This is a genomic window from Stenotrophomonas sp. Iso1, assembly GCF_027497995.1.
Classification (GTDB): Bacteria; Pseudomonadota; Gammaproteobacteria; order Xanthomonadales; family Xanthomonadaceae; genus Stenotrophomonas.
Window position 1 is genome coordinate 1,811,077 of the sequence record NZ_JAODBT010000001.1, and the last position, 22,107, is coordinate 1,833,183.

The 22,107-nt window shown below is 62.6% G+C and carries 20 protein-coding genes; 14 read left to right on the top strand and 6 right to left on the bottom strand.

The genetic code is table 11. The features are described 5' to 3' along the window. The first annotated feature begins 32 nt into the window (after positions 1–32). The 5 genes from tgt (at position 33) to fabV (ending at position 6,020) form a co-directional block, all read left to right on the top strand. Complete coding sequence (gene tgt / locus PAN08_RS07970) at positions 33–1,172, top strand: tRNA guanosine(34) transglycosylase Tgt (RefSeq protein ID WP_269790902.1); 1,140 nt, start codon at positions 33–35, stop codon at positions 1,170–1,172. 121 nt (positions 1,173–1,293) lie between these two features. Further along, complete coding sequence (gene yajC, locus PAN08_RS07975) at positions 1,294–1,620, top strand: preprotein translocase subunit YajC (RefSeq protein ID WP_057631865.1); 327 nt, start codon at positions 1,294–1,296, stop codon at positions 1,618–1,620. Between the two features lie 60 nt (positions 1,621–1,680). Beyond that, positions 1,681–3,525, top strand: coding sequence for a protein translocase subunit SecD (gene secD / locus PAN08_RS07980; protein WP_269790903.1), 1,845 nt, complete (start codon positions 1,681–1,683; stop codon positions 3,523–3,525). Positions 3,526–3,586: 61 nt separating this feature from the next. Next, positions 3,587–4,555: a protein translocase subunit SecF gene (secF, locus tag PAN08_RS07985; protein WP_269790904.1), complete on the top strand. Its 969-nt coding sequence runs from the start codon at positions 3,587–3,589 to the stop codon at positions 4,553–4,555. Positions 4,556–4,760: 205 nt separating this feature from the next. Then, positions 4,761–6,020 (top strand): enoyl-ACP reductase FabV, encoded by a 1,260-nt coding sequence (gene fabV, locus PAN08_RS07990; RefSeq protein WP_269790905.1) that lies wholly within the window; start codon positions 4,761–4,763, stop codon positions 6,018–6,020. 261 nt (positions 6,021–6,281) lie between these two features. Here the strand turns inward: fabV and PAN08_RS07995 are convergent, their stop codons facing one another. From PAN08_RS07995 to PAN08_RS08005, 3 genes are all read right to left on the bottom strand, one after another. Beyond that, complete coding sequence (locus PAN08_RS07995) at positions 6,282–8,354, bottom strand: EAL domain-containing protein (protein WP_269790906.1); 2,073 nt, start codon at positions 8,352–8,354, stop codon at positions 6,282–6,284. 105 nt (positions 8,355–8,459) lie between these two features. Then, positions 8,460–9,650, bottom strand: coding sequence for an NAD(P)/FAD-dependent oxidoreductase (locus PAN08_RS08000; protein WP_269790907.1), 1,191 nt, complete (start codon positions 9,648–9,650; stop codon positions 8,460–8,462). Positions 9,651–9,657: 7 nt separating this feature from the next. After that, entirely contained in the window at positions 9,658–10,206 is a 549-nt protein-coding gene (locus PAN08_RS08005; protein ID WP_269790908.1) for a YaeQ family protein, read from the bottom strand. Positions 10,207–10,249: 43 nt separating this feature from the next. Here PAN08_RS08005 and PAN08_RS08010 point away from each other — a divergent pair, with 43 nt between their 5' ends. Continuing rightward, positions 10,250–11,149 carry a pseudouridine synthase gene (locus PAN08_RS08010; protein ID WP_269790909.1) on the top strand — a complete coding sequence of 300 codons (900 nt, stop codon included), beginning with the start codon at positions 10,250–10,252 and terminating at the stop codon, positions 11,147–11,149. 11 nt (positions 11,150–11,160) lie between these two features. Here the strand turns inward: PAN08_RS08010 and PAN08_RS08015 are convergent, their stop codons facing one another. Next, positions 11,161–11,631: a YaiI/YqxD family protein gene (locus PAN08_RS08015; RefSeq protein WP_269790910.1), complete on the bottom strand. Its 471-nt coding sequence runs from the start codon at positions 11,629–11,631 to the stop codon at positions 11,161–11,163. A 319-nt stretch (positions 11,632–11,950) separates the two neighbouring features. On the opposite strand from PAN08_RS08015, the gene PAN08_RS08020 reads away from it, so the two are divergent. From PAN08_RS08020 to PAN08_RS08045, 6 genes are all read left to right on the top strand, one after another. Further along, complete coding sequence (locus PAN08_RS08020) at positions 11,951–12,160, top strand: cold-shock protein (RefSeq protein WP_057631873.1); 210 nt, start codon at positions 11,951–11,953, stop codon at positions 12,158–12,160. Positions 12,161–12,299: 139 nt separating this feature from the next. Beyond that, entirely contained in the window at positions 12,300–12,992 is a 693-nt protein-coding gene (locus PAN08_RS08025; protein ID WP_269790911.1) for a glutathione S-transferase, read from the top strand. A 32-nt stretch (positions 12,993–13,024) separates the two neighbouring features. Next, the gene (locus PAN08_RS08030) at positions 13,025–14,587 is read left to right on the top strand and encodes a YdiU family protein (RefSeq protein WP_269790912.1); all 1,563 of its coding nucleotides are present in this window, start codon (positions 13,025–13,027) and stop codon (positions 14,585–14,587) included. A 23-nt stretch (positions 14,588–14,610) separates the two neighbouring features. Then, complete coding sequence (locus tag PAN08_RS08035) at positions 14,611–15,141, top strand: adenine phosphoribosyltransferase (protein ID WP_269790913.1); 531 nt, start codon at positions 14,611–14,613, stop codon at positions 15,139–15,141. Between the two features lie 34 nt (positions 15,142–15,175). Continuing rightward, the gene (locus PAN08_RS08040; protein ID WP_269790914.1) at positions 15,176–15,958 is read left to right on the top strand and encodes a thioesterase family protein; all 783 of its coding nucleotides are present in this window, start codon (positions 15,176–15,178) and stop codon (positions 15,956–15,958) included. A 48-nt stretch (positions 15,959–16,006) separates the two neighbouring features. After that, entirely contained in the window at positions 16,007–16,339 is a 333-nt protein-coding gene (locus PAN08_RS08045; RefSeq protein WP_269790915.1) for a hypothetical protein, read from the top strand. Between the two features lie 162 nt (positions 16,340–16,501). On the opposite strand, the gene dbpA is transcribed toward PAN08_RS08045, so the two are convergent. Together dbpA and PAN08_RS08055 are read right to left on the bottom strand one after the other, a co-directional pair. Beyond that, positions 16,502–17,878, bottom strand: a complete 1,377-nt coding sequence (gene dbpA, locus PAN08_RS08050) for an ATP-dependent RNA helicase DbpA (RefSeq protein ID WP_269790916.1) — start codon at positions 17,876–17,878, stop codon at positions 16,502–16,504. A gap of 179 nt (positions 17,879–18,057) precedes the next feature. Then, positions 18,058–19,092 carry a YeiH family protein gene (locus PAN08_RS08055; RefSeq protein ID WP_269790917.1) on the bottom strand — a complete coding sequence of 345 codons (1,035 nt, stop codon included), beginning with the start codon at positions 19,090–19,092 and terminating at the stop codon, positions 18,058–18,060. Positions 19,093–19,210: 118 nt separating this feature from the next. Here PAN08_RS08055 and PAN08_RS08060 point away from each other — a divergent pair, with 118 nt between their 5' ends. Beyond that, positions 19,211–20,116: a LysR family transcriptional regulator gene (locus PAN08_RS08060; RefSeq protein WP_269790918.1), complete on the top strand. Its 906-nt coding sequence runs from the start codon at positions 19,211–19,213 to the stop codon at positions 20,114–20,116. An 18-nt stretch (positions 20,117–20,134) separates the two neighbouring features. Continuing rightward, entirely contained in the window at positions 20,135–22,027 is a 1,893-nt protein-coding gene (locus PAN08_RS08065) for an ATP-binding cassette domain-containing protein (protein ID WP_269790919.1), read from the top strand. The last annotated feature ends 80 nt before the right edge of the window (positions 22,028–22,107 follow it).

Sequence of the window (22,107 nt, forward strand, 5' to 3'; positions counted from 1 at the left end):
CAATTGCACGCATTCGATAGCTATCCACCTCAATGTCCAGACTGCAGTTCAAGCTCCAGAACACCGATGGCCGCGCCCGACGCGGCCAGTTGTCCTTCCCGCGCGGCACCGTGCAGACCCCGGCGTTCATGCCGGTCGGCACTTATGGCTCGGTGAAGGGCATTTTGCCGGAGCAGGTCCGTGCGCTCGGCGCCGAGATCATCCTTGGCAATACTTTCCATCTGTATCTGCGCCCGGGCCTGGATGTGATCGGCGACCACGGCGGCCTGCATGGCTTCTGCCGCTGGGATGGGCCGATCCTCACCGATTCGGGCGGTTTCCAGGTGTTCTCGTTGGCGCATCGCCGCAAGATCACCGAAGAAGGCGTCACCTTTGCTTCGCCCACCGACGGCGCCCGTGTGTTCCTGGGCCCGGAAGAGAGCATGAAGATCCAGAAGGTGCTGGATTCGGACATCGTCATGATTTTCGACGAATGCACGCCGTACCCGGCCACCGAGCCGGTGGCGCGCACCTCGATGGAGCTGAGCCTGCGTTGGGCCCAGCGCAGCCGCAATGCGCACGACGCAATGGGTAACGATGCCGCGCTGTTCGGCATCGTCCAGGGGGGCGTGCATACCGACTTGCGCAGCCGCTCGGCCGAAGGCCTCCAGCAGATCGGCTTCGACGGTTATGCCATCGGCGGGCTGGCCGTGGGCGAGCCCGAGCACGAGCGCAACGCCATGCTCGATCACATGCATCCGATTTTGCCGGCTGACCGCCCGCGCTACCTGATGGGCGTCGGCCGCCCGGAGGATCTGGTCGAAGGTGTGGCTCGTGGCGTGGACATGTTTGATTGCGTCATGCCTACCCGTAACGCTCGCAACGGCCACTATTTCACCTCGTTCGGCACGGTCCGCATCCGCAATGCCAAGTACGAGCGGGACATGAATCCGATCGAGCCGGGCTGCGGTTGCCATGCCTGCACCAGCGGCTACACGCGCTCTTACCTGCGCCACCTGGACCGTTGCAACGAGATGCTGGCGCCGATGCTGGGCACCATGCACAACCTGTTCTATTACGAAAAACTGATGGCAGACATGCGCGCGGCCATCGAGTCGGGAACCTTCCTGGCCTTCCGCGAGTCCTTCTATGCAGCCCGGGGCGCCAGCGTCCCGGCGTTGTCGGGGGAGTAAACGCGTTCACGCCGCCCGGGACGACGTCCCGGGGGCATGGCATACTTCACGGCTGACCCCCGTTTCGCGGTGACTTCCGGCGTAGGCCGGGCCGGTTGCCGCCCAACACCAAGGACACAAGATGAATCTGATGGCTATCTTTCTCCCCGTTGCACAGGCCGCTCCGGCCCCGGGCATGGGCACCTTCCTGCTGCCGATCGCGCTGATCGCGGTGATGTACTTCCTGATGATCCGCCCGCAGATGAAGCGCCAGAAGGAACACAAGGCGATGCTGGAGAAGATCTCCAAGGGCGACGAAGTGCTGACCTCGGGCGGAATCGCTGGCGTGGTCACCGACATCGGCGACAACTTCATCACCGTGGAAGTGGCCGACAACGTCCGCATCCGCGTGCAGAAGGCTTCCGTCGGCAACGTCCTGCCCAAGGGCACGCTGAAGTCTGCTGCCTGAGACTGAGTTTCCTTTCCGTCATGTCGTGACGCCGGGGAAGGTGTCACGCAGGAATCCGCAATGCTCGAATTTCCACGCTGGAAGTACTTTCTGATCCTGATCGTTCTGGCGGTCAGCACTTTGTACGCGCTGCCCAACATTTATCAGAAGGATCCGTCCGTACAGATCACCGCCAGTCGTGGCGGGCAGGTAGATGACGCACTCAAGCAGCGTGTCACCGCTGCACTGACCGAGGCTGGCGTTGCGCCCAAGTCGGTGGAAGAGGAGGGCGAGAACAACTTGATCGTCCGCCTGTCCTCGCTTGACGAGCAGTCCAAGGCCGCCGAGGTGCTGCGCGACACGACCGGTGAGAACTACTCGGTCGCGCTGAACCTTGCTTCGACCGTGCCGGATTGGCTGTCCAACCTGGGCGGCAAACCGATGGTGCTGGGCCTGGATCTGGTTGGCGGCGTTCACTTCGCCCTGCAGGTCGACCAGAAGGCTGCGGTGGACAAGCGCTTTGAAGCGTTCGCCGAAGACGTGCGTACCACGCTGCGTGACAACCGTGTTTCCTACCGTTCGGTGGAACGTCGTGGTGAAAGCGATATCCAGGTAGCTCTGGCCAATGCCGCCGATGCCGACAAGGCCCGTGCTGCACTGGCCAAGGCGCAGCCGACCTTCACCTACTCGGTGAACGGTGACCGCATCACCATCAGCGTGCCGCAGACGGAGATGAGCCAGATCGCCTCCGGTGCCATCGAGCAGAACCTGACCACGTTGCGCAACCGCGTCAATGAGTTGGGTGTGGCCGAGCCCATCATCCAGCGTCAGGGCGAAGACCGCATCGTGGTCGAGCTGCCGGGCGTGCAGGACACCGCTGAAGCCAAGCGCATGATCGGTGCAACCGCCACGCTGGAATACCGCGCAGTGGTGGATGGCAATGCTGAAGACGCCGTCACCAGTGGCCGCATTCCGCCGGAAGCCAAGTTGTACCGTGACCGTGCCGGTCGCCCGGTTCTGCTGAACAAGCGCACCATCGTTACCGGTGACCAGATGGTTTCGGCCACGACGAGCACCGACCAGAACGGTATGCCGGCAGTCAGCGTCAAGCTGAACAGCGTCGGTGGCCAGCGCATGTTCGACTTCACCAGCGGCAATGTCGGCAAGCCGATGGCAGTGGTGTACACCGAGCGCATTCCGCAGGTGACCGTGGTCAATGGCGAAGAGCAGCGCAGCTTCCGCGTCAAGGAAGAAGTGATCTCGGTTGCCAATATCAACGGCGTGTTCGGCAAGGAGTTCCAGACCACCGGCCTGGAGAAGACTGAAGCCGATGGCCTGTCCAAGCTGCTGCGTGCCGGTTCGCTGGCCGCACCGATGGACTTCGTCGAGGAATACGTGATCGGCCCGAGCCTGGGTAAAGAGAACGTGGATCGCGGCGTCAAGGCGGTGGTGTTCTCGTTCGTGTTCACCTTGGTCTTCTTCACCATCTACTACCGCATGTTCGGTGCGATCACCTCGGTGGCGCTGCTGTTCAACCTGCTGATCGTGGTGGCGGTGATGTCGATGTTCGGTGCAACGATGACCTTGCCGGGCTTTGCCGGTCTGGCGTTGTCGGTGGGCCTGTCGGTGGACGCCAACGTGCTGATCAACGAGCGTATCCGTGAAGAGTTGCGACTGGGCATGCCAGCCAAGGCTGCGATTGCCGCCGGTTATGAGAAGGCCTCGGGCACCATCCTCGACGCCAACCTCACCGGCCTGATCGTCGGCGTTGCGCTGTACGCGTTTGGTACCGGCCCGCTGAAGGGCTTCGCGCTGACCATGATCATCGGTATTTTCGCCTCGATGTTCACTGCGATCACCGTGTCGCGTGCGCTGGCGGTACTGATCTATGGTCGCCGCAAGAAGCTCCAGTCCGTAGCGATCTAAAGCGAATCCCTTCGCAAAAGCCCGCACATCCGTGTGCGGGTTTTTTAAGGAAAATCCTTGCATGAAACTGTTTCCGCTTCATATCGTCCCGAACGACACCAACATCGACTTCATGCGTCACCGCAAGCCCGTGCTTGCGCTGATGGTGTTCTTGTTGCTGGTTTCGGTGGCGATCATTGGTTTCAAGGGTTTCAACTACGCGCTGGAGTTCACCGGCGGTACCGTGGTGCGTACCCACTTTGAAAAGACCATCAACGCCGATGACGTGCGCGAGAGCTTGGCCAAGGCCGGCTTTGAGAACGCGCAGGTGCAGAGCGTGGGTGGCGGCAATGACGTGATGATCCGCCTGCAGCCGGACGGTGAGCACAACAACGCTGCCGATGCTGCGCAGAAGGTGGCTGAGAAAGTCCGTCAGGCCGTGACCACGGCCGACAACACGGCCACGGTGCAGCCCGGCGAGTTTGTTGGCCCGCAGGTGGGTAAGGACCTGGCAATGAACGGCGTGTACGCCACGTTGTTCATGGTGATCGGCTTCCTGATCTACATCGCCGCGCGCTTTGAGTGGAAGTTCGCGATGGTGGCAAGTCTCACCGCGTTCTTCGACCTCATCCTGACCGTGGCGTACATGTCATTGGTCGGCCGCGAGTTCGACCTGACGGTGCTGGCCGGTATGTTGTCGGTGATGGGTTTTGCCATCAACGACATCATCGTGGTGTTCGACCGCGTGCGTGAGAACTTCCGCAGCCTGCGTGTGGAGCCGCTGGAAGTGCTGAACCGTTCGATCAACCAGACGCTCTCGCGTACGGTGATCACGGCGGTGCTGTTCTTCCTGTCTGCACTTGCGCTGTACATCTATGGCGGCGAGTCGATGGAAGGCCTAGCCGAAACCCACATGGTGGGTGCGGTGATCGTGGTGATCTCGTCGATCATCGTGGCGGTACCGCTGTTGAGCATCGGCCCGTTCAAGGTCAGTAAGCAGGATCTGCTGCCCAAGGCCCGCGACGAGGAAGAGCTGGCCCGTCGTCCCTGACGGTTCAGCCTGTGAAGCGAAGAAAAGCCGCGCCCAGCGCGGCTTTTCTTTTGCCGGGCCGGCTGGCACGGCGAAGAATTCCATGCGGTAGCGTCGGTTGTGTTCGTTGCGGGTGCACACTACGATCCTCCCGGTTCAGCCCCTGCCGGTGGTTTCTGCTGCCGTCAGGTGCCGCTGTTTTCCTGCTTACCTAGTTGAGGTTTTCATGGTCATCAAACCGCGTGTGCGCGGCTTCATCTGCGTCACTACCCATCCGACCGGTTGCGATGCGGCGGTCAAGGAACAGATCGACTACATCACGTCCCAGCCCAAGCTGGCCAATGGCCCGAAGAGGGTGCTGGTGCTGGGTGCATCGACCGGTTATGGCCTTGCCGCACGTATCAAGGCTGCCTTCGGTAGCGACGCTGCCACGCTGGGCGTCTTCTTCGAGCGCCCGGGCAGTGAGACCAAGCCGGGCACCGCGGGCTGGTACAACTCGGCCGCATTCGAGAAGTACGCACACCAGGCCGGCCTGTACGCGCGCAGCGTCAACGGTGATGCGTTCTCAGACGAGGTGAAGCAAAGGGTCATCGAGATCATCAAGGCTGACCTTGGTCAGGTGGATCAAGTGGTTTATAGCTTGGCTGCACCGCGTCGCAAGCACCCCAAGACCGGCGAGATCATCAATTCCACGCTCAAGCCGATCGGTGCGCCGATCACCCTGCGTGGTCTGGATACCGACAAGGAAGTGCTGACTGAAACCACGTTGCAGCCGGCTACCGCTGACGAAGTCGCCAGCACCGTGCAAGTGATGGGCGGCGAAGATTGGCAGATGTGGATTGACGCGCTGCTGGAAGCCGGTGTGCTGGCGCCGGGCGCGACGACGACTGCTTTCACCTACGTGGGTGAGGAAATCACCCAGGCTATTTATTGGAACGGCTCCATTGGTGCTGCCAAGAAAGACCTGGACAACAAGGTGCTGGATATCCGTAGCAAGTTGCAGGGCATTGGCGGCGACGCGCGCGTGTCGGTGCTCAAGGCTGTGGTAACCCAGGCCAGCTCGGCCATCCCGACCATGCCACTGTATCTGTCGTTGCTGTTCAAGGTGATGAAAGAGCAGGGCACGCATGAGGGCTGCATTGAGCAGCTCGATACCTTGTACGACATCCTCTACAACGGTGCGCAGAACGGCAGCAATGCGGCCGACCACATTCGTCACGCGCTGGTGGATGGCAAGGGTCGTGAGATCGCACTGGTGGATGGTGAAGGCCGTCTGCGTGCGGACTACAAGGAAATGGCGCCGGAAGTACAGTCCAAGGTGCTGGAGCTGTGGCCGCAGGTGACCAATGAGAACCTGTACGAGATCAGCGATCTGGCTGGTTACAAGGCTGACTTCCTGCGCTTGTTCGGGTTTGGCATCGATGGTGTGGACTACGAGGCCGACGTAAATCCGGATGTGGCGATTCCGGGGATCGTTGAGGTTTGATCGTTGGGTTCTGCTGAAAAAAGAAGGCCGCGCATTGCGCGGCCTTCTTTTTTGGGTGGTTTTAAGGGGCAGTGCCAAAGCTACCCTCACCCCAACCCCCGTTCCGCACGCCGGAAGGCCGTTCGGTGGGCAGCGAACCGGACCGGTGGCTCGCACAGCTCAAGGAGATCTGAGCCCCTCTCCCGCCCGCGGGAGAGGGGTTGGGGAGAGGGGAAGCTTCCAGCTGGCGAACGAGTTAATCAGCGAACCAGCGAACCAGTCTCAGTTGAACTCAAAATCCATCTGCGCCGTCGGCGGACCCACAAAGTCACCTTCTACGTAATCCACGCCGGCACTGAACAACAGGCTCATCGTTGCCGCATCAGTCACGAACTCGGCGATGGTGCGGATATCGGCCGACTGTGCCTTGGCGGTGATCTCCTGGGTTTTCTCCAACTGTTCCTTGGCCAGCGCCGGGTCTGCGGTGAAGCTGCTGTCCAGCTTGAGGAAGGCGGGCTGGAAGTGCGCCAGCAGCTGGAATGAATCCAGCCCCGAGCCGAACTGCTCCAGTCCCACCTTGCAGCCCATTGCCGCCACCGCCGCCAGGAACTGCTGCGCAGTGCGTAGGTGAGTGAACACCTTGGCTTCGGGAATCTGCAGCCATAGTTGGCCGCCATCCACGCCTTCAGCCTGCAGGCCATCGCGGATGACTTGCAGCAGTGCAGCATCGGAGAACGACTCCGGGGTGATGCGCAGCATCAGGTGGGTCGTGTGCCCGAGGCGGCGGCGCTCGCCCAGCGCGCGGATGGCGTTTGCCACCACCCAGCGGTTGATTGGCGCCAGCAGCTCGTGATCCTGGGCGATCGGCAGGAACGTACTTGGGCCGACCAACTCGCCATTGTTTTCCATCAGCAGGGAGGTGTCGTACAGCTGCAGCGGCTCGCCCATCAGGTTCAGTACCGGACGGAAGCGCAGCTGGAAGCCATCGCCGCTGATGGCTTCGCGGATGCGCTGCACCCAGCGCTGGATACGCTCTTCCTCGACGCGGTCAGCGGCGCCTGGGTCGAATACCTTGACCGTGTTGCCGCCCAGTTCCACTGCCGCCCGGGTGCAGTCGTTGGCGCGGTTCAATACCTGACCCACGCTGGCGATCTTCTCGCCTACCTGCACGCCGCCAATGCTGACGGTCACGGTGGCCGAACGGTCGCCGATGCTGAACACATGGGAGGCAAACGCCTTGCGCACGCGTTCGGCCATGTCGGTCGTATGCGTGTACTGGCCCTGTGTGAGCAGGGCGAAGCTGTGTTCGCCGAAGCGCGCCAGCTGTGCGTCATCACCCAGCGTGGCCGCCAGGTGCTGGCCCATCGCGGCGATCAGGGCATCGGCCGAATCCAGGCCAATGTCCGGCAGCAGCCGTGCGTAATGGTCGGGCTCGACCAACAGGAAGCCGTACTGGCCATCGCTGCGGCTGACCTGCGCCACCGCGTTTTCCAGGTGCACCATGAAAGTTGGGCGATTGAGCAAGCCGGTGACCTGGTCGCGCTGGCGCAATTCTTCCACTTCGCGCGCCAGTTCGGGGTCGTACTCCTCGCGGCGGCGGAACACGACCTGGAAGCAGGCCTCGCCTTCGTAAGTGGCGGCGGTGAACTCCATCGTCGCCGGGAAGGTGTCACCGTCCTGATTGCGCGCATGTGCTTCGTACTGCGGCGGTGGTGTCTCGCCCTTGCTCAGCGATTTGAGCAGGTTTTTGAAATCCTCCACGTGCTGCGGCGCCACCATGTCCAACAGCGAGATGCCTTCCACGTCCTCGAACGATTCGTACCCGAACATGTCCAGGTAAGCCTCGTTGGCGCGGATGTGCATGCCTTCATGGATGTAGGCGATGGGGTCGCGCGAGGAGGAGATCAATGCATCGCAGCGGCGCTCGGTCTCGCGCATCTGTACTTCGATGCGGCGCAGCCCTCGGCGCGCCTGCAGGTCGACCCATTCATTGCGCACCACGGACAGCAGGTGATCCGGTTGCTGGCGCAGGGCGATGGAGCGGATGCCGTTGGCAGCCGATTCCAGTAGTTGCTGCGCATCGACCTGGTCGGCCAGCAGGATCATCGGAATGTCCTTGCCACTGGCGGCAATCTGCTGGGTCAGCAACAGCTGCGGAATGCTGTAGGAGGTGGCCGCCAAGACCAGGTCGATGGGTTGGGTCGCCAGGGCCTGAGTCAGCTCTGCCGGATTCTGCGGCCGGAAAGGACGCACCGCGATGCCACTGTTGCGCAGCGCGCTGACGATGGCTTCAGCGCTCTCGGCGCTGTCGTCAACGATCAGCAGGCGCAAGGTGATGTCTTTGGCGTTCTGCATTCAGTACTCCCGGGAGACGGGGTTTAATACACGAAGGGCGGGCGTGGCGTCTATGCGCGAACCGGTTGATGTGCCGGAATTCCGACGCAATACCGGATCGCAGTCTCAAACTGCTTGTCCGGCCGCATGTCCGGAGGCCCACGCCCATTGGAAGTTGTAGCCGCCGAGCCAACCGGTTACGTCCAGCACCTCACCGATGAAATGCAGCCCGGGAACCACATGTGACTCCATGGTCGAGGATGACACCTTGCGGGTATCCACGCCGCCCAGCGTGACTTCTGCGGTGCGGTAGCCCTCGCTGCCGCTGGCCACCAACGGGAAGTTGTTGAGCAGGTCGGCGGTGGTTTTCAGCGCGCGCTCGTCGAGCTGGCGCACCGGCTTGTCGTCCAGCCACTGCTCGCACAGGCGCAATGCCAAGCGGCGGGGCATCACTTCTGAAAGTATCGTGCGCAGCTCCGAGGCGCCGCGCTCGCGTTTCATTGTGCGCAGCCACTCGCCGGCATCCTGGCCGGGCAGCAAGTCGAGCCGCAGGTCATCGCCGGGTTGCCAGTAGGAGGAGATCTGCAGGATTGCCGGCCCGCTGACGCCGCGATGGGTCAGCAGCATGAAGTTCCGGAAGCTCTGGCCGTTGCAGCGCGCTTCCACCGGCAGAGCGACGCCACTGAGTTCGGCGAAACGCTCCTGATGCTTGCCGCTGAGCGTCAGCGGCACCAGTCCGGCGCGGGTCGGCAGCACCTCATGGCCGAAGCGGCGCGCGACCTCGTAACCGAAGCCGCTGGCGCCCATGCTGGGGATGGACAGGCCGCCGGTGGCGATCACCAGCGAGGCACAGTGGAACAGGCCCTGCGCGGTCTGCACATGGAAGCCATCGGTGCCGCGTTCGATGTCCTGCACACCGCAGTCGGTACGCACTTTCACGCCAGCGTCGGCGCATTCGTCCAGCAGCATCTTGACGATCTGCTTGGAGGAGATGTCACAGAACAGCTGGCCCAGCTCCTTCTCGTGGTAAGCGATGCCGTGGCGTTCCACCATGTCGATGAAGTCGCCCGGCGTATAGCGCGCCAGTGCCGATTTGCAGAAATGCGGGTTGGCCGAAAGGAAGTTGGCCGGCGTGGTGCCGGTATTGGTGAAATTGCAGCGGCCGCCGCCGGACATCAGGATCTTCTTGCCCGGCTTGTTCGCATGGTCGATTACTTGCACCAGCCGCCCGCGCTGGCCAGCCGTGAGTGCACACATCAGGCCGGCAGCGCCGGCACCGACGACCAATACGTCGCAGCGGATCGTAGTGCTTGCCACGGACTGCTTACTCCGCCTTCGGCTTGCGCCAGGTCGGGATCACATCCAACTGCATCTGGTCGTTGATCAACTGCACCTCACCGTCCTGGATCAACACGCTCCAACGCATTGCCCGCTGGATCTGGGTGCTCCACAGCTCGACGAAAGCAGCAGGTAGATCGAGCACAGACAGATTGTTGAAGCGGGTGAGGTGCTTGCTCTGCTTCTGCCACCAGATATCGGAGGCATTGCCGCCGTAATTGATGACCTGCACGCGGCCGCTGCGGTTGCAGGCCTTGCGGATGCGCGATTCGTCCGGGTGGCCCAGATCGATCCACTGCGCGATGTCGCCGGTGTAATCGTGTTCCCACAGGTCCGGCTCATCGTCGGTGCTCAGGCCGCGGCCGAATTCCAAGCGGTCACCGGCATTCAGGGCGAAGGCCAGCAGGCGCACCATCAGGCGCTCGTCGGTTTCGGAAGGATGCTGGGCCAGGGTCAGGTTGTGGGTCGCGTAATAGCCGCGGTCCATGTCACTGATCTGCAGTTCGGCCTTGCGGATGGTGGCGGTGAGGGCCATGGGTACACCAGAAACTAAAGAGCACCATGATAATGGTTGCGCCATGACACCGTTTGAATTGACCGCTGACGTGCCAGCTCCCAGCCGCCTGCAATTGCCGCCCGGCGATTGGATGTGCCTCCTGGACGGGCTGTGCGCACGCTTTCCGCGCATTGCGCGTGAGCAGTGGCTGGACCGTTTTGCACGCGGTCGCGTACAGGATGCGCAGGGCAGAGCGCTGGTCCCCGGTCAGCCTTGGCAGGTGGGGCTGGAGATCCGCTATTTCCGGGAGGTAGCAGATGAGCCGGTGATTCCCTTCATGGAAACCATTCTTCACCTGGATGCGGATCTGCTGGTCGCGGACAAGCCGCACTTCCTGCCGGTCATGCCGGCTGGCCGGCATGTGCGCGAAACCCTTCTGACGCGGCTGGTGGCGCGCACCGGCAATAAGGAACTGGTACCGCTGCACCGGTTGGATCGGCTGACTGCGGGCCTGGTGTTGTTTTCAACCCGGCCGGAAACGCGCGGAACCTATCAATCACTATTCCGTGAGCGGCGCATCGACAAGACCTACGAAGCGCTGGCACCGGCCTTGCCATCGCGGGTGTTCCCGCTGCAACGCCATAGCCGATTGGCGCCGGGCGAGCCGTTTCACTGCATGACGGAAGTCCCCGGCGAGCCAAATGCACTGACCGGCATTGAAGTGATTGAGAACAGCGGTTCGCTCTGGCGTTACCGATTGCAACCGGTCACCGGGCGAAAGCACCAATTGCGCGTACATATGGCGGCGCTTGGGGCGCCGATTACCGGGGACGATCTCTACCCGGCATATCACCCGCGTGATGCGGCGGATTACAGCGCGCCGTTGCAGTTGCTGGCGCGTGAGCTGCAGTTCGTTGACCCCTTGAGTGGTGAGTTGCGGTGCTTCAACAGCCAACTTGGGTTGAAGCCGTCGGTTGATTGAGTGTCACGGCGTCAATGGCCTTGCTGTGCAAGCCAGCGATCCAGCTGTGCAGCGAAGGCTTGGCGGTCGCGCGGATGAAGCGCAGCGGGGCCGCCCGTCTGGACTCCGGCACCGCGCAATTCCTCCATGAAGTTTCGGACCGACAGGCGTTCGGCAATGGTGTTGGCTGTATACAGTTCGCCGCGCGGATTGAGTGCCACGGCGTTCTTTTCCAGGACACGAGCGGCGAGCGGAATGTCCTGGGTGACCACCAGGTCGCCGCGAGCGAGGCGTTCGACGATGGCGTCATCCGCTACATCCGGACCACCGGCCACCTGCAAGGAGCGGACGAAGCGGGACGGCGGGGTGCGTAGCCATTGGTTGGCGACCAGAATCGTCTCGATCCGGGCGCGCTCGGCAGCTCTGAACAGAATTTCCTTGATCACAGCCGGGCAGGCATCGGCGTCCACCCAGATGCGGGGAGCGGGGGTTTGGGGTTCCATTTGCGCAGTCTATCGGTTGGCGGCGTTTGAGAGAGGCGTCGGGAATTTGACGAAAACACGGCCAAGTCAATGAATTTGCGCGGGTTATTGATTGTGCTGAACAAGACGTAGTAGATGAATACGGTATTTATCGCTTTTTCGGCAAAAGCCGCGTATCTTTCATCCCACTGTGCTTGCAAGGGTCACCGTGAATCGTGGCCTGATGCAGTTGATCTAACCGATCCGCTCATCGATCCGCTTTACCAACGCCTGCAACTCAGTCTCGGCCCCGATACCCGGTGGCTGCGATTTTTTCAACTAATGTTTCAGGAGTTTGTAAATGTCTGATCGTCAGACCGGTACGGTTAAGTGGTTCAACGATGCAAAGGGCTTCGGCTTCATCACCCCGGAAAGCGGCCCGGACCTGTTTGTGCACTTCCGTGCCATCCAGGGCAACGGCTTCAAGACCCTGCAGGAAGGCCAGAAGGTTACCTTCGTCGCCGTCCAGGGTCAGAAGGGCATGCAGGCTGACCAGGTGCAGGCGGTCTAATCGACCCCCCGCCACCGTAAGGTAGCCAAGAACGCCGGAAGCGAAAGCTTCCGGCGTTTTCTATTGTGTTTTCAGCAGCAACGACGCTGTAGTTCAGGTCAGACGGGTACGATGGCCGCTGGCAATCGCAGGACCGCCCATGATCAAGGTTCACCATCTGGACCACTCGCGTTCGCAGCGGGTGCTGTGGATGCTCGAAGAGCTTGGCCTGCCGTATGAACTGGTGACCTACCAGCGCGACGCGAAGACATGGTTGGCTCCCAAAGCATTGCGCGACGTGCATCCGCTGGGCAAGTCGCCAGTGCTGGAGGACCAGGGCCTGGTACTGGCTGAGTCGGGTGCGATCCTTGAGTACCTTGCGGATCGCTATGACAGCGAGCGCCGCGTGTCGCCGGAACTCCTACCGCCGCAGGCCCCCGAGCGCCTGCGTTACCGCTATTGGATGCATTACGCCGAAGGCTCCGCGATGCCGCCGGTGTTGATGGCGCTGGTGTTCGCGCGTCTGCGCAAGGCCCCGATGCCGTTTTTCATCAAGCCGGTTGCGCGGATGATTGCGGACAAGGCCATGCAGGGTTTTATCGGCCCGCAGCTGAAACTGCATCTGGACTGGATGGAGGCCGAGCTGGGCAAATCGCAATGGTTTGCCGGCGAGCGCTTCACTGCTGCCGATATCCAAATGAGTTTCCCGATCCAAGCCGCTGCCACCCGCAGTGGGGGACTTGAAAAGTACCCGCATCTGACTGGCTTTCTTGCGCGCATTGCCGAGCGTCCCGCCTACCGGCGTGCGGAAGCACGCGGTGGCCCGTTGGACCTGGCAGCGGCGGGGCGTTGATTCTGGGTGCTTGGCTGCCCGCACTTAATCTGATGAGTAACGTGAACCTGCATTTCGATAACCGTTTCCTGCGTGAGCTGCCTGGCGACTCCGAAACCGGCCCGCGTCGGCGCGAGGTGTTGGGGGCGGTGTGGTCGCAGATTGCGCCCATGCCTGTCATTGCGCCGAAGTTGCTTGCCCATTCGCCAGAAGTTGCTGCGCTGTTGGGATTTGATGCGGCAATGGTGCATGCGCCGCAATTCGCCGAGGTGTTCGCGGGCAATGCGCTGTATGCCGGCATGCAGCCATGGGCGGCCAACTATGGAGGCCACCAGTTTGGCCATTGGGCAGGACAACTGGGTGATGGCCGTGCGATCTCACTCGGCGAGCTGGTTGCTGAAGGGCAGCGATGGGAGCTGCAGCTCAAGGGCGCCGGGCCGACGCCGTATTCGCGCGGTGCTGATGGTCGCGCAGTGCTGCGCTCGTCGATTCGTGAGTTTCTGTGCTCCGAAGCCATGCATCACCTTGGCGTGCCGACCACGCGCGCATTGAGCTTGGTCGCGACCGGCGAAGCGGTGATGCGTGACATGTTCTATGACGGACATCCGCAAGCCGAGCCGGGTGCGGTGGTGTGCCGGGTCGCGCCGTCGTTCATTCGGTTTGGCAGCTTCGAGTTGCCTTCCTCGCGTGGCGACGTTGCATTGCTGCGGCAGCTGGCTGAGTTCTGCATCGCGCGTGATTTTCCCGAATTGGCAGATGCCGGGGAGCAGCGCTTTTCGCGTTGGTTCGGACTGATCTGCACGCGCACGGCGGTGACGGTGGCGCAGTGGATGCGGGTGGGTTTCGTGCATGGCGTGATGAACACCGACAACATGTCCATTCTTGGTTTAACCATCGACTACGGTCCCTACGGTTGGGTGGAAAACTACGACCCGGACTGGACGCCCAACACTACGGATGCGCAGGGCCGTCGTTACCGCTTCGGCACGCAGATGCAGGTGGCGTATTGGAACCTGGTGCGTCTAGCGCAGGCGCTGTCGCCGTTGTTCGATGATGCGCAACCGTTGCAGGCGGGCTTGGATGCCTTCCGCGAACGCTATGACGATGAAGACCGTGCGCACCTGGTCGCCAAGCTGGGGCTGGGTGAGTTCCGTGACGGTGATGAAACGCTGATGGCGCAGTTTCGGGAGTTGCTGCAACAGGGCGAAATGGATATGACGCTCGCGTTCCGGGCGCTGGCGGATATTGCGCCGGCAGCGCCAGATGTGGCGATGCTGGATGGAGCCTTCTACTCACCTGAGGCGCGTACTCAGGTGTTGCCCGCGTTGCAGGAATGGCTGCAGCGTCACGCGCGCCGTGTGCTTGAGGCCGGGCAGCCCGAGGACGAACGCCGCCGCATCATGCACGCCGCCAACCCAAAATATGTGCTGCGCAATTGGTTGGCGCAGGAAGCCATTGACCGTGCCGAACGTGGCGATCCGGCCGGCATCACGGAGTTGCTCGGCGTGATGCGGCATCCTTGCGACGAACAACCCGGCCGCGAGGCCTACGCGCGTAAACGCCCGGAATGGGCACGCGAACGCGCGGGCTGCTCGATGCTTTCGTGCAGCTCCTGATTTCTTCTTTTTAGTGATTCGATATGACGACTTCCTATCCCGCGTGGTCCCACGCAATCCGTGACGTAAACGATTTCCCCAAACCCGGCATCTTGTTCAAGGACATCACGCCGCTGCTTGCTGATGCCGATGGCCTGCGTGCTGCGATCAAGGCGATGGCTGCGCCGTGGCGCGATGCTGGTGTACAGGCGGTGTTGGGTGTGGAGGCACGTGGCTTCATTCTTGGCGCAGCATTGGCGTTGGAACTGGACGCGGGTTTCGTGCCGGTGCGCAAGCCGGGCAAGCTGCCGGGTGTCACGCTGAAGCAGGAATATGCATTGGAATACGGCAGCGATCGCATTGAAGTCTGTGCGGGCGCCATTGCGCCGGGTACGCGCGTGGTGCTGGTTGATGACGTGCTCGCCACCGGCGGCACGTTGGCCGCAGCGCTGTTGCTGGCTGGGCAGCTGCAGGCTGACGTGCTGGGCGCCGCGGTACTGGTGGAATTGGACGGTCTCGGCGGGCGTGCGCGCCTGCCGGCCGATGTTCCGTTGCAGGCCACGCTGGTTTACTGAGCCCTGCGCAATCCGTGTTTTGACTGGAGTCACCATGCCGAGTTTGAGTGAGCTGTTGTCGTCGTTCGATCCGAAGCAGGGGCTGGTGTTGCCCGACAGTTGGCGGCAGGGGCGCACGGCTTACGGCGGCATCATCACGGCGTTGGGTGTGCTGGCGGCGGAACGGGCCTATCCGGAGTCGATGCCGCCGCTGCGATCAGTGCAGGTGTCTTTCATCGGGCCGGCTGTCGGGCTGTTGACGTTCGCGCCGCAGGTACTGCGCGAGGGCAAGTCGGTGGTGAATGTTGGCGTGGATGTGCATGCCGATGGTGCGCTGGCGGCGCGGTTGATCCTGGTGTTCGGCCGCGCGCGTGACAGCGCTATCGCGCATGATTTCTGCGCGCAGCCGTCCGTTGGAAAACCGCTGGCTTGCCGTGAATTCAAGCTGTCAGAAATGCCTTTTGCACCAGCATTCACCCAGAATTTCCAGATGCGCCCAGCTGGCGGAGCGTTGCCGATTTCAGGCGCGCCGCACCCGGAGTTGCTGATCTGGATGCGGCACAACGACGCCAATGGTGTGGACCCGGCCGTTGCGCTGGTGGCGATGGCCGATGCGCTACCACCGGCTGCGTTCACCAGCTTCACTGCGCCTGCGCCGATCAGTTCGATCAACTGGAGCTTTGACCTGCTGGAGCCGGTGCCAGCGGGCGAATGGTTCCTGTTGCGGTCCTTCAGCGAGCATGCGCGTGACGGCTATTCGTCGCAGGACATGCATGTCTGGAATGAAGAAGGGCAATTGCTGATGCGTGGCCGGCAGAGCGTGGCAGTGTTTGCCTGAGCGCAAATTGCGGGCAATGATCGACGCTGGTTTTCAGGGGGAGACGGTATGCGAATTCTGGGTACGCTGGTGCTGTTGCTCGCGATGCTGGGCTGGAGCACCTGGTTCGTCATCTGCAATGTCTATGAGTTCGCCCCGGCGATGAACCCGTGGGCATTGGCCTTTGGTTGGCTGTTGGCGTTACTGGGTTGGACTCAAGCCTGGCGGTCCCGCAATCGTGCCCGTTGGGGATGGGGGCTGTGTGGACTGGCGGGTTGCGTCGGCGCGTATCTGTTGCTGATCCATCGCGGCGTGAGCGATGGCATGGCACTGGCGGCGCTGGTCATTGCCAGTGCCGGCGTATTGCTCTGGGCGCGGAAAGCAATGCGTAGGCGGGGATGAAACCGCATCCATCTGCGGACAGGGTTTTGTGCGAGTTTCGTTTTCTGTATGCCCCGACGGAATCGCCGCGCTCCATCAACGTGTGATTGCGCGAAGTAGGCGGGGATGGCGCTTCGCTTCATCCCCGCTTGTCGCCATGATCCGGCGTGCTGATATTGCGGATTACATCTTGCGGACGCGGAAGCGCTTGCCCTTGATCTTGCCGGCTTCCAGGCGCGAGATGGCCTTGCCAGCCTGCTCGCGTGCGATGGCCACGTAGGAGCGGGTGGCGAAGATGTCGATCTTGCCGATGGCCTTGCCCGGCAGACCAGCGTCGCCGGTCAGCGCGCCGAGGATGTCACCGGCACGCAGCTTGTCGGTCTTGCCGCCATCGATACGCAGCGTGGTCATCGCTGCCTGCGGCAACTCGGCCGGGCGTGCGGTGGCCAGCGGCGTCTTCTGCCAGTTCAACGGATTACCCTGCGCTGCTTCCAGTGCATCGGCACGGTTGCGTTCGCGGCCACTGACCAGGCTCATCGCCAAGCCACGGCGACCGGCACGCCCGGTGCGGCCCACGCGGTGCTGGTAAGTGTCGATGTCGGTGGGCAGCTCGTAGTTGATCACCGCAGCGAGGTCTTCAACGTCCAGGCCGCGCGCAGCCACGTCGCTTGCGACCAGTACGTTGCAGCTGCGGTTGGAGAACTGCAGCAGCACTTCATCGCGGTCGCGCTGCTCCATATCGCCGTGCAGGGCCAGCGCCGAGAAGCCGAACTGGCATAGCGAGTTGGCCACTTCGTCCACGTCCTTGCGGGTGTTGCAGAACACCACAGCGGATTCGGGTGTGTATTTGAGCAGCAAGCCGCCGAGTGCCTTCTGCCGTTGTGCGGGCTCGGCCTCGAAAAACAGATGCTGGATGGCCGGTGCTTCGGACTGACCATCAATGGTGACTTCCACCGGCTCGTTGAGCAGCTCACGCGCCAGCTCTCGGATTTCTTCCGGGAACGTGGCCGAGAACAGCAGGCTCTGGCGCTCCTTGTGGGTGCGGCCGGCGATCTCGCGGATGGGCTCCTCGAACCCCATGTCGAGCATGCGGTCGGCTTCGTCCAGCACGAAGGTGCGGACCTGGCCGAGATTCAACGCACGCTTGCGTGCGAGCTCCTGCACGCGGCCGGGGGTGCCGACCACGACCTGCGGGTCATGCGCTTCCAGCGAAGCCAGCTGCGGGCCGAGCGGCATGCCGCCGGTAAGGATCAGCAGCTTGAGGTTGGGGATGCCGGTGGCCAGCTTGCGCAGCTGTTTGCCTACCTGGTCGGCCAATTCGCGGGTGGGGCAGAGCACCAGTGCCTGGATGCGGCTGGTGGCCGGATCAATCCGGTTAAGCAGGCCCAGGCCGAAGGCGGCAGTCTTGCCGCTGCCGGTGGGGGCCTGCGCGATCACGTCGCGGCCCTCCAGGATCGGCGGCAGGCTCAGTGCCTGCACGGGAGTCATCGAGGTGTAGCCCAGCGCGTCGATGCCGGGAGCGAGTGCCGGGGACAGCGGCAGGGAGGAGAAATCATTCATGCGGCATTTTCGCAGATGCCGGGGAGCTGTGCCTGCTCTGCTGCTTATGCGAGAGGACGCTTAAGCGCCTCTCCCATTTATGGGAGGGGCGCTGGGTGAGGGGAGGCTTCCGAAAAGAAGGAAAAAACTGCCCCATCCGACCTTCGGGCAACTTTCCTGGCGAGAGGGGGAAGGAACCATCAAAGCAGCGCCCGAACCCCTAGATTGATCGCCATCCCGCCCGCCAGCAGCCAGGCAAACAGCAGCACCGCCAGCAGCATCGGTTTGGCGCCGGCCTGGCGGAGCGCCGAGACATGCGTGGTCAAACCGAGTGCGGCCATCGCCATCGCCAGCAAGGCCGTGTCCAGATCCACCAATAGAGCCACAAGGCTGGCTGGCAGCAACTGCAATGAATTGAACGCGACCATGGCGATGAAGCCGAACGCGAACCAGGGGATGGTGATCTTCGAGCGTTCACCGCTTACGGCATGCGTGCCTCGGGCCAGCAGTGCCGACAGCCCCACCAGGAAGGGCGCCAGCATCATCACCCGCACCATCTTGGTGATGACGGCCGCATCGGCGGCGGGCTCGCTGATCGCGCGCCCAGCGGCGACCACTTGTGCGACCTCGTGCACGGTGGAGCCGGTGAACACGCCGAAGGCGGTTTCATCCAGCGGCATCCAGCCGGCATTGGCGCCCCACTGGTACAGCAGCGGGTACAAAAACATCGCCAGCGTGCCAAACACGACCACGGTGGCCACAGCGACGGCAACCTGCTCGGCGCGGCCCTTGACCACCGGCTCGGTCGCCATCACCGCAGCGGCACCACAGATCGAACTGCCTGCACCGATCAGCAACGCCGAGTTGCGATCCAGCCCCAATACCCGGGTGCCGAGCCACCAGGACAGGGCAAACGTGGAGAGCAGCACCAACGCGTCGATCACCACGCCGGTCACGCCCACCTGGCCGATGTCCTGAAGGGTCAGGCGCAGCCCGTACAGGATGATGCCGGCGCGCAGCAAGGTTGCTTTGGAAAAGCCAACCCCGGCCGCAGCGCGCGGTGCCAATGTGCCGTAGACGGTGTTGCCGACGACGATACCGATCACGATGGCCAGCGTCAGGGCGCTGATGCCATGGGCCTGCATCCACGGTAGGGTGCCCAGCCAGATCGACAGGCCGGCAATGCTGGCTGTCAGCAAAAGGCCGGGGAGAAGTTTGGGAATGGGGCGGTTCATGCGTTGTGCGGCGGTGTTCATAACGGTGGGTTATCAGAAGATGGCGCATTTTGAACCGAGCGATATCAGCTGTAAAACAGATAGTATTAGTAAATTCAACCTGTTTTATAGGTAATTTATGCACCTTTCCTTGCGACAGCTGCAGATCTTTTCGGCCATAGCCGAGGCGGGAACCACCACCGCTGCAGGCGAAGCCATTGGCTTGTCGCAGTCGGCAGTGAGCGCCGCCTTGAGCGAGCTGGAAAGCCTGTTGGGCTTGCCGCTGTTTGACCGGGTCGGGCGCCGGCTGGTGCTCAACGGTCATGGCCGGGCACTGCTGCCAGAGGCGCGGGCACTGTTGGCCGGCATGACGGATATCGAACGCCGTTTCAGCACGGGAAAGGAGGCCATCGCGCCCGTGCGCTGGCGGGTGGGGGCCAGCACCACCATCGGCAACTACCTGATGCCAGCCCGCATCGCCGACCTGTTGGAGATCAACCCACAGGCGCATGTTGACCTGGTCATCGGCAATACCCGGGAAGTGACGACTGCTGTTCAACGGTTGGAAGTGGATATCGGCCTGATTGAAGGCCCCAACCATGAGCCGGGGTTGGAGGTCGCTGAATGGAGGGATGACGAGCTGGTCATTGTGTTTGGCGAGCGGCACCCTCTGGCGGCCGATCTGCGTCAGGGCGCCGACTTGGCTCAGCTCCGCCGGGCCTGCTGGCTGCTGCGCGAACCGGGTTCAGGCACCCGCGAGGCCGCTGAACACGCCTTGTTGCCGCATCTGCACGGCTTTGCTGAGGTGCTGCAGTTGGGAGGCACCGAGGCGATCAAGCAGGGCGCAGTGGCGGGGTTGGGGTTGGCCTGCCTGTCGCGGCATGCGGTGGCTGACCTGGTCGCGTTGGGCAAGCTCAGGGTGCTTGCCACCCCGTTGCCATTGCTCAGTCGCCGCCTCTGGCTGGTCCGTCACCCCGGCAAGCGGGTGCCCGCCAGCCTGCGTCAGCTGCTCGCCTTGCCTGAGGACGTCTTTGTCGACCGCTGAGTCCCGTACAATAGGCGGATGTCTTTGATTACTCTGCAGAACGTCGACTACAGCGTCGGCGGCCCGTTGTTGCTGGAAAAAACCGAACTGTCGATCGAAGCAGGCGAGCGTATCGCCCTGATCGGCCGCAACGGTGCCGGCAAATCCACTTTGATGAAGTTGATGGCCGGCGAGCTCAAGCCCGACGACGGCGAAGTGCGCGTCCAGCAAGGCGTGCGCGTCACCCGGCTTGAGCAGGAAGTGCCACGTGGCGCGGCCGGCAGCGTGTTTGACGTGGTCGCCGAAGGTTTGGGCGAACTGGGTCACTGGCTGGCCGAGTTCCACCGCCTGAGCCACGCCGAGGTCTTTGATGGCGACGCCATGGGCGACGTGCAGGCAAAGATCGACGGCGCCGACGGCTGGGGTCTGGACCAGCGCGTGGCAGAAACGCTGACCAAGTTGGAGCTGGACGGCGACGCTGAATTCAGCCGCTTGTCTGGCGGCATGAAGCGGCGCGTGCTGCTGGCGCGTGCGCTGGTGGCCGGACCGGACGTGCTGTTGCTGGACGAGCCGACCAACCACCTGGACATCGAAGCCATCGATTGGCTGGAAGGTTTCCTGAAAGGCTGGAACGGCTGCGTGGTGTTCGTCACCCATGACCGTCGCTTCCTGCGCGCACTGGCCACCCGCATCGTCGAAATCGACCGTGGCCAGGTGACCAGCTGGCCGGGCGACTGGGAAAACTACGAACGTCGCCGCGAGGAGCGCCTCAACGCGCAGGCGCAGGAAAACTCCCGATTCGACAAGATGCTGGCACAGGAAGAAGTGTGGATCCGGCAGGGCATCAAGGCCCGCCGTACCCGTGACGAAGGCCGCGTGCGCCGGCTCAAGGCCATGCGTAACGAGCGTGTGCAACGTCGCGAGCTGGGTGGCAACGTCAAGCTGGAAGCCGCGGGAGCGGAGAACTCCGGCAAGAAGGTCATCGACATCAAGGAGGTGTGCTTCTCCTTCGGTCAGCGAACGATGATCAAGGATTTCTCAACCGTCATCCTGCGCGGCGACCGCATCGGTCTGATCGGCCCGAACGGCAGCGGCAAGACCACGCTGCTCAAACTGCTGCTGGGCGAACTTCAGCCGGACAGCGGTGAAGTGCGCCAGGGCACCAACCTGCAGATCGCTTACTTCGACCAGTACCGCGCCACGCTGCGCGAGGACTGGAGCGCCATTGAGAATGTGGCCGAAGGCGCGGACTTCATTGACCTCAATGGCAAGCGCAAGCATGTGCATGCCTACCTGCAGGACTTCTTGTTTACCCCGGAGCGCGCACGCGCGCCGATCACCCGCCTGTCCGGTGGTGAGCGTAACCGCCTGTTGCTGGCCAAGCTGTTCGCGCAGCCGTCCAACCTGCTGGTGATGGACGAACCGACCAACGATCTGGACGTGGAAACCCTGGAGCTGCTGGAAGAGCTGCTGGGCGACTACACCGGCACCTTGCTGTTGGTCAGCCATGACCGTGACTTCCTCGACAACGTGGTGACCTCCACGCTGGTGCTGGAAGGCGAGGGCCGTGTGGGCGATTACGTTGGCGGCTATAGCGACTCGCTGCGCCAGCGCCCGGTATCCACGCTGAGCGGCATGGCGGTGGCCAAGGCATCGGCGACGGCGGTTCCGACGAGCAAGCCTGCAGCTCCCGTGGTGGAGGCTGCCGCAGCCAAGCGCAAGCTCAGCTTCAAGGACGCGCGCGAGCTGGAGCAGCTGCCGGCCAAGATCGAGCAGCTGGAAATGGACGTGGAAGGCCTGACCAGTGCGATGAACGATCCGTCGTTCTACACGCGCTCCAGCGCCGAAGTCACTGCGCACACGCAGAAGCTGACCAAGGTGCAGGCCGAGCTGGATACGGCCTATGCGCGTTGGCAGGAACTGGATGCCTGAAGGAATAAGCCCCTCTCCCGCCTGCGGGGTGAGAGGGGCAGTGCTTTCGAGCCACCGGTTCGCTGCCCATCGAACAGCCT

What these genes read in the sequence shown, in the direction of transcription:
- tgt (WP_269790902.1), top strand. Translation starts at nt 33, where the DNA reads ATGTCCAGACTGCAGTTCAAGCTCCAGAACACCGATGGCCGCGCCCGA.
- yajC (WP_057631865.1), top strand. Translation starts at nt 1,294, where the DNA reads ATGAATCTGATGGCTATCTTTCTCCCCGTTGCACAGGCCGCTCCGGCC.
- secD (WP_269790903.1), top strand. Translation starts at nt 1,681, where the DNA reads ATGCTCGAATTTCCACGCTGGAAGTACTTTCTGATCCTGATCGTTCTG.
- secF (WP_269790904.1), top strand. Translation starts at nt 3,587, where the DNA reads ATGAAACTGTTTCCGCTTCATATCGTCCCGAACGACACCAACATCGAC.
- fabV (WP_269790905.1), top strand. Translation starts at nt 4,761, where the DNA reads ATGGTCATCAAACCGCGTGTGCGCGGCTTCATCTGCGTCACTACCCAT.
- PAN08_RS07995 (WP_269790906.1), bottom strand. Translation starts at nt 8,354, where the DNA reads ATGCAGAACGCCAAAGACATCACCTTGCGCCTGCTGATCGTTGACGAC.
- PAN08_RS08005 (WP_269790908.1), bottom strand. Translation starts at nt 10,206, where the DNA reads ATGGCCCTCACCGCCACCATCCGCAAGGCCGAACTGCAGATCAGTGAC.
- PAN08_RS08010 (WP_269790909.1), top strand. Translation starts at nt 10,250, where the DNA reads ATGACACCGTTTGAATTGACCGCTGACGTGCCAGCTCCCAGCCGCCTG.
- PAN08_RS08015 (WP_269790910.1), bottom strand. Translation starts at nt 11,631, where the DNA reads ATGGAACCCCAAACCCCCGCTCCCCGCATCTGGGTGGACGCCGATGCC.
- PAN08_RS08020 (WP_057631873.1), top strand. Translation starts at nt 11,951, where the DNA reads ATGTCTGATCGTCAGACCGGTACGGTTAAGTGGTTCAACGATGCAAAG.
- PAN08_RS08025 (WP_269790911.1), top strand. Translation starts at nt 12,300, where the DNA reads ATGATCAAGGTTCACCATCTGGACCACTCGCGTTCGCAGCGGGTGCTG.
- PAN08_RS08030 (WP_269790912.1), top strand. Translation starts at nt 13,025, where the DNA reads ATGAGTAACGTGAACCTGCATTTCGATAACCGTTTCCTGCGTGAGCTG.
- PAN08_RS08035 (WP_269790913.1), top strand. Translation starts at nt 14,611, where the DNA reads ATGACGACTTCCTATCCCGCGTGGTCCCACGCAATCCGTGACGTAAAC.
- PAN08_RS08040 (WP_269790914.1), top strand. Translation starts at nt 15,176, where the DNA reads ATGCCGAGTTTGAGTGAGCTGTTGTCGTCGTTCGATCCGAAGCAGGGG.
- PAN08_RS08045 (WP_269790915.1), top strand. Translation starts at nt 16,007, where the DNA reads ATGCGAATTCTGGGTACGCTGGTGCTGTTGCTCGCGATGCTGGGCTGG.
- dbpA (WP_269790916.1), bottom strand. Translation starts at nt 17,878, where the DNA reads ATGAATGATTTCTCCTCCCTGCCGCTGTCCCCGGCACTCGCTCCCGGC.
- PAN08_RS08055 (WP_269790917.1), bottom strand. Translation starts at nt 19,092, where the DNA reads ATGAACCGCCCCATTCCCAAACTTCTCCCCGGCCTTTTGCTGACAGCC.
- PAN08_RS08060 (WP_269790918.1), top strand. Translation starts at nt 19,211, where the DNA reads ATGCACCTTTCCTTGCGACAGCTGCAGATCTTTTCGGCCATAGCCGAG.
- PAN08_RS08065 (WP_269790919.1), top strand. Translation starts at nt 20,135, where the DNA reads ATGTCTTTGATTACTCTGCAGAACGTCGACTACAGCGTCGGCGGCCCG.